This window comes from Terriglobales bacterium, assembly GCA_035543055.1.
Classification (GTDB): Bacteria; Acidobacteriota; Terriglobia; order Terriglobales; family Acidobacteriaceae; genus JAIQFD01.
The window spans coordinates 1-5,960 of the sequence record DATKKJ010000162.1; the positions used below are offsets into that span (position 1 = coordinate 1).

Below are 5,960 nucleotides of genomic sequence, written 5' to 3' on the forward strand. Positions count from 1 at the left end.
GCTCGCGCGCTTTCCTCCCCGCGGCTTACCGTAAGCGGTTATCGAGCCTGATGGCGGCCCTGCGGAAGAAGCACGGCTTCCCCCAGCGCGAGAGATACGATGCGCCGAAGGCCCTGAAGGAGCCTCCAGCCGGTATCCAGATGCAGATGTTCTGAAGCGGACGCTCAGGGCCGCATCAGCGCCGCATAGAGCGAGTGGAAATGGTGCAGGCACTTCTCCTGCTTCACCGAGTAGCGCCCGCGGTGGTAGGAGCGGGAACGCAGGTTCTTCTGCACCACCTCGCAGATGTGGCCGTCTTCCACCTGCACCGAATCGCTGAAGTCCACCGTTTGCTGGGGCAGCGCAGTCGCCAGCGCCTTTTCCGGGAAGTACCACTCGAAGATAGCGACGCACTTCTCCGGCCCCAATGGCAGGACGATGTTGAGGGAAACGTTGTCCGGGTAACAGTTCAGCATCCAGTTGGGGAAGACCCAGAAGTACTCGGCCATGTCACCGCCGGAAGTCTGCTGATAGCGGCGCGGCCCATCGGCGGCGTTTTCGGCGGTGCGGATGGGGCTGAGCTGCCGTGAGTAGGAACCGTAGGTCTCGGTCACGTACTGCCCGTAGTCCAGCTCGCGGTTGAGCCCGGGATGGACGCTGGGCAGGTGATAACCTTCGAGGAAGTTGTCGATGTAGGCCTTCCAGTTGCACTCCATCACGTAATCGCGGCGATAAAAGAAGCGCATGCGTTCGAAGCTGAAGCGCGCGGCCTGCTGCGGCAGGTCGCCGAGGACCTGCAATAGCGGCGGCGCATCGGGATCAAGGTTGACGAACACCAGCCCCGACCACTCCTGCACCTGCACTTGCGCCAGCCCGAAGTCTTCATGGCGGAAGTTGTCGGCGCCTTCCATCTCCGGGGCATTGAGCAGCTTGCCTTCGAGCGAGTAGGTCCATCCGTGGTAGCCGCAGCGGAAAACCTTGCGCGAGCCGCACCCCTCCGCCGGAGGGCCGGCGCGGTGGCGGCAGACGTTGTAGAACGCTCGCAGCTCACCGGCGGTGTCACGCACCACGAGTAGCGGCTCTCCCACAAGGTCCAACGTGATGTAATCGCCCGGCTTGGCAAGCTGCCGGACGTGCCCGACTACCTGCCAGGTGCGGGCGAAGATCTTGTCCTTCTCATCGGCCAGCACCGCCGGGTCGGTGTAGAGATTCGAGGGGAGCGTCCAGGCACGGCCGAGTGTGGGATCCACTTTCATGGCCGGAAGATTCTAACCGCTCAGGCGGCGGGACGGTCACCTCAAAGCAGGTGCGGGCTGGCGGGCTTCCAGGCGCTTCAGGCCGAGCAGTGCCGCCCCGATAGCACACACCTCATCGCAGCCCTCGGGGACGTGGACTGAGACACCGAGCCGCTCTTCCAGCGCCCGGACCATCCCCCGTTGCCGGGCTACTCCACCGAGGAAGGTGAGCTCCTTGCCCATACCCACGCGCTTCAACAGCAGCGAGGCGCGGTCGGCCAGGGAATCGTAAATGCCGCGCAGGATGTCCTCGACGCCCACCCCGGCACTGACGTGGTTGATGATCTCGCTCTCCGCCAGCACCGCGCACACGCTGGAGATAGGCTGCGGGTTCTCCGCTTTGAGCGCCAGCTCGCCGACATCCTCCACCCGCACCTCAAGATACTTGGCGGCGCGCACGATGAAGCTGCCGGAGCCGGCGGCGCACTTGTCGTTGCTTTTGAACTGCGCCACCCGCCCGCCCTCGGTGAGCCGGATGGCGCGCGTGGATTGACTGCCGATGTCGAGCACCGTGGTGGTGGCGGAAACCAGGAAGCGGGCGCCGCGGGCGGCGCTGGTGATCTCGGTGATCTGGATGTCGCGGAAGGGCGCCGCATAGCGGCCGAAGCCGGTAGTGGCAATGTACACATCGATGAGTCTGACCCCGGCCTGCTGGGTGGCGAGTTCCAGCGCCATGTGGGCGGCGCGCTCGAGCTGCACGCCGGTCTTGACCACACCCCGCCCGATGACCCGTGGTGAGGTTCCATCGGCTTGCATCACCACCGCTTTGGTCATCGCCGAGCCGATATCAATGCCCGCGACCAGTCGCATGCGCCCCCTTCCAGATGCCGGTCTCGAAACTCTGGTCCATCTTCTCCAGCGCGAACAAAGCGGCCCCGATGGCGCCCACGAAATGGGCATCGGGGCTGACTTGAAGTGTCACTCCAAGGACTTCTTCCAAGGCCCTGACCATGCCGATGTTGCGGGCCACGCCTCCGGTCAAGGTCAGGTCCGGCTCCAAGGGCACCCGGCGGGCCAGCGAGACGGTGCGGCGGGCGATCGCCAGGTGCACCCCGCGCAGAATGTCCTCGGCTTTCTTCTCCTGCGCCAGATAGGAGAGGATGTCGGACTCGACGAACACGGTGCACACGGTCGTGATCTTCACCGGGCGTGTGCCCTCGAGCGACAGCGGCCCGACCTCGTCCAGGGAAAGTCCCATGACCTCCGCGGCATTGGCCAGGAAGCGGCCTGTGCCGGCGGCGCACTTGTCGTTCATCACGAAATCCAGGACCTCGCCGTCGGCGCCGACACTGATGGCCTTCGAGTCCTGCCCGCCCATGTCGATGACGGTGCGGGTGCCGGGATAGAGGAAGTGCGCTCCCCGGGCGTGGCAACTGATCTCCGTCATCTGGGCATTGCCGAAGGTGATCTTGTAGCGGCCGTAGCCGGTGCCGACCACGAAGCCAACGTCTTGCGCCGCGATGCCGGCCTCGCGGCAGGCCTGGTGGAAGCCGTGTTCGGCGGCCCTCTGGACATTGGCCCCGGTGTCCACCAGCCCGCGAGTCACGATCTTCGGGGCGCCGTTGCCGTTGTCGCGCATGATGACCGACTTGGTCTGGGTGGAGCCGACGTCCACCCCGGCGGCATATCTCATCGGGCCTCCTGGTGCGAACGGGTGAGGTGCTGGTGCTCCATCGCCTCAAAGTAGGCATCAATGCGGTTCCTGGTCTGGGCCTCGGCGAAGTAGCGCGGGTCTTCCAGGTCGGACTCCAGATAGAGCGTGGGAATGCCCAGCGTCTTGGTGAAATAGTCGCGCATGTCGCCCTGGCCGGCGGAGAACAGCCGGCAGCTTTTCACGAAGTGGATGATCAGCCCGTCGGCGTTCCACTCCTCGATGTAGCGGCGGATCTGCTCGTAGCGCTGCAGGTAATTGCGGTTGGTGACGTTCTGGGCCAGCATGTGCAGGGCCACCGCCTCGAAAGGTTGTTCCGGATCGTGGCGCGCGCCGAACTCCCACAAGCCGCCGACGGTGGAGTAGGTCGAGGCCACGGCGCAGGCCTTCCATTTGGCGAACATGTCGCGGAAGGTGCGGAAATACGGGTAGGGCGGCGGCCCCTCGATCACCACCCGGAACTTCTCGCGGTCGAAGAGTCCCTGCTGCTGCGCCGCCTTCTCCTGCATCTCCTTGAGCGCGACCTCGAAGAATTCCACTCCCTCGGGGGTTGCGCGGTAGACGTAGAGCGGCCCCATCAGGGTGATGGCGTCGAAGTAGGCGTCGAAGGGGGAGGGTGCGCGCTTGGCCAGGTGCTTGATCTCGGACCACAGCTCCTCCACCCGGCTGGAGCAGCGCACCGCCTGGCGGAAGCGGTCGAGATCGAACTTTCGTCCAGTGATCTCCTCGAGCCGTGTCACCACCTCCTGGAGCTGGCGGACCACGTAGTCGATATCGGCGCGGGAGGGCTCGTCGGTCCGCAGGAAGGGGACGTCGAGCATGTACAGCGGCGCGCCCTGCAATTCCGCCACGTGCTCGAACCACTTGATGTAGGTGTTGCAGCCGACAAAATTGCACAGCACCAGCGAGGGCACGGGGAGTTTGCCCTCGGCGGGGGTGAGCCCCTTCAGCCAGGCGCCGATGTCGGCTTTCACGTAGGCGCAGTTGTCGGCGGCGTAGCCCAGCTCTTCGGCGACCAGGATGGGCTCCAGCGACTGGTGCCGGATGGCCATCTGCAAGGCGTTGATCTCGGGATAAAGCGGTACTGCACCGAAGCCCTCCAGCAGCTCCACGCAGTTGCCGGAGATCATCATGGCGGCGGTGGGCGGGGTCCCGGTGCGGGCTGCCTGGTCGAGCCGCTCGTACCACTTCAGCATCAGCTCTTTCTGGCGCTGGTGGATCTGTCCGCGATATTCGCTGCGTGCCTGGGTCATCCGTTCCTCACTCGAACAGCAGCGACTCGACGAAGGTCTCGACCTCGTTCTGGAGCCGCTCGAAGGTGAACATCTTTTCCTCGAACTCGACCAGCAGGTGGGGGAGCCCGGCCGCCTCCAGCTCGCGCTTGTAGAGCACGTAATCGAAGTAGGCGGGCTCGCAGAATTTCGCGATCAGCAGGATCACGGCCTGCGCCCGGTTGCGCCGGACCTTGGCAACCAGCTCCTTGTGCCGCGGCTTGCGGGCATCGTGGCGTACCGAGGAGTACACCGCACGGTTGAGGTAGCTCTCCGCCAGGGTGGTGAGCGGGTCGCCGGTGAGCGGCAAATCCTCGGTGAACCAGCGTGGGCCCAGGATGAAGTCGTCGTCCACCACGTAGCACCCCGCCTGCTCCATCAGCTTGATCAGTTGCAGCGGCGGCTGCTCGCAGAAGGAGCCTTCAACGACCACGCGGATGTTGTCGCGGGGCTTGCCGGGCGCGCGTGAGACCTGGGCCAGCGCCTCGGCGAGACACTCGTTGTGCTCCTCGACGGGCAACAGATCGCCGGCCCGCACTAGTGCGTACAGGTCGGAGGTGGGCAGCCGGTGCGGGTCCTGCGAGCGGAACGCATAGAGCTGGCGGATGAGGGAACGGTTCCGGTTGTACAGCCCGGTGGAGATGCGCAAGGCCTCGTCGGTCGGGCGCCGGCCGCCAATGCTCTCCAGCCTGCTCGCCAGCCGCTGGTACTCCCCGCGCAAGAAATCCACGCTCGACGGCGAAGCGGGATTGTGCGGCAGGTGAAGGAAGTCGACGTACTTGCCGGGGAAATTCCGTTTCATCACCCAGCAGAGGTTGCGGGCCGAGTCGCAGATGGAGGAGAACAGCAGGCCGTCGAAGAGGTCGAGCCGGCCGGTCAGTCCCAGTTCCAGCGTGCTCTTCACGATGGAGCAGATGAACGAGCCGAAGCGGGCGTCGGCGTGTTGCAAGTCCAGCTGGTCGCCCGCCCCGTGCAGGCCGACCGGCAGCAGTCCGCCGGCGTGAATGAGCTCCAGCGGCGCATACACCGGGAAATAGCCCACGACCGCCCGCCGGTGCTCCTCTTTCCAGCGCTGGACCGAGGGAAAGGTCAGGTCCTGGATCAGTTCCGCGTACTTATCGAACGTTCGTTCGTTCAAGGCGGCGGCTGTCGCGCCCACGTTTCTCCTTCTTCCCTTCCCTTCAGACCATGGTCAGGCCGCCGTTGACGCTGGTGACCTGTCCGGTGATGTAGCGCGCCGATTCCGAGGCGAGGAAGGCCACCAGGGGCGCGATCTCGCAGGGCTCGGCGAACCGTTTCATGGGGATGGCGTTGACGATGGAGCCCAGGATCTTGGAAGCGAACTCGTCTTCCCGCATCTCGGTGAGCAGCCCGGTCTCGACCAGCCCGGGACAGACCACGTTCACCCGGATGTTGTCGCGGGCGTGCTCCCGCGCCAGGGTCTTGGAGAAGGCCACGATGGCGGCCTTGGCCCCGGCGTAGATGGCCTCGCCCATGGAGCCGACCCGGGCCGAGTCGGAGCTGACGTTCACGATCGCTCCCTGCTTGCGCGATTGCATGTGCGGCAGCAGCGCATAACAGGTGTGGATGACGCCTTTGTAGTTGATGGCGATGATGCGGTCCCAGAGTTCGGGCGTGGTCTTGAGGAAGGGCTGGATGCGGTCCCAGCCGGCATTGTTCACCAGGATGTCGAGGTGTCCCAGCTGCGCGATCGCCTGGTCGCGCATGGCCTGCACCTGCTCCAGCTTGGTGACGTCGGTGGCG

Annotated in this window: 6 protein-coding genes; all 6 read right to left on the minus strand. The window is 65.2% G+C overall.

Annotation, left to right across the window (positions count from 1 at the left end):
- Positions 1-164 precede the first annotated feature (164 nt).
- The gene (locus VMS96_11010) at positions 165-1,235 is read right to left on the minus strand and encodes an aromatic ring-hydroxylating dioxygenase subunit alpha (GenBank protein HVP43953.1); all 1,071 of its coding nucleotides are present in this window, start codon (positions 1,233-1,235) and stop codon (positions 165-167) included.
- A 36-nt stretch (positions 1,236-1,271) separates the two neighbouring features.
- A complete protein-coding gene (locus VMS96_11015; protein ID HVP43954.1) occupies positions 1,272-2,084 on the minus strand; it encodes an acyl-CoA dehydratase activase in 813 nt (270 codons plus the stop codon).
- Positions 2,062-2,907: an acyl-CoA dehydratase activase gene (locus tag VMS96_11020; protein HVP43955.1), complete on the minus strand. Its 846-nt coding sequence runs from the start codon at positions 2,905-2,907 to the stop codon at positions 2,062-2,064. The genes VMS96_11015 and VMS96_11020 overlap by 23 nt, the downstream gene beginning before the upstream one ends.
- Positions 2,904-4,178, minus strand: a complete 1,275-nt coding sequence (locus VMS96_11025; protein ID HVP43956.1) for a 2-hydroxyacyl-CoA dehydratase family protein — start codon at positions 4,176-4,178, stop codon at positions 2,904-2,906. Before VMS96_11025 ends, VMS96_11020 begins: the two co-directional genes overlap by 4 nt.
- Positions 4,179-4,185: 7 nt before the next feature.
- Complete coding sequence (locus tag VMS96_11030; GenBank protein ID HVP43957.1) at positions 4,186-5,355, minus strand: 2-hydroxyacyl-CoA dehydratase; 1,170 nt, start codon at positions 5,353-5,355, stop codon at positions 4,186-4,188.
- 22 nt (positions 5,356-5,377) lie between these two features.
- The coding region (locus VMS96_11035) for an SDR family NAD(P)-dependent oxidoreductase (protein ID HVP43958.1) at positions 5,378-5,960 on the minus strand (583 nt) is incomplete at its 5' end.

Coding starts and splice junctions, on each gene's coding strand:
- VMS96_11010 (HVP43953.1), bottom strand. CDS start 1,235: ATGAAAGTGGATCCCACACTCGGCCGTGCCTGGACGCTCCCCTCGAAT.
- VMS96_11015 (HVP43954.1), bottom strand. CDS start 2,084: ATGCGACTGGTCGCGGGCATTGATATCGGCTCGGCGATGACCAAAGCG.
- VMS96_11020 (HVP43955.1), bottom strand. CDS start 2,907: ATGAGATATGCCGCCGGGGTGGACGTCGGCTCCACCCAGACCAAGTCG.
- VMS96_11025 (HVP43956.1), bottom strand. CDS start 4,178: ATGACCCAGGCACGCAGCGAATATCGCGGACAGATCCACCAGCGCCAG.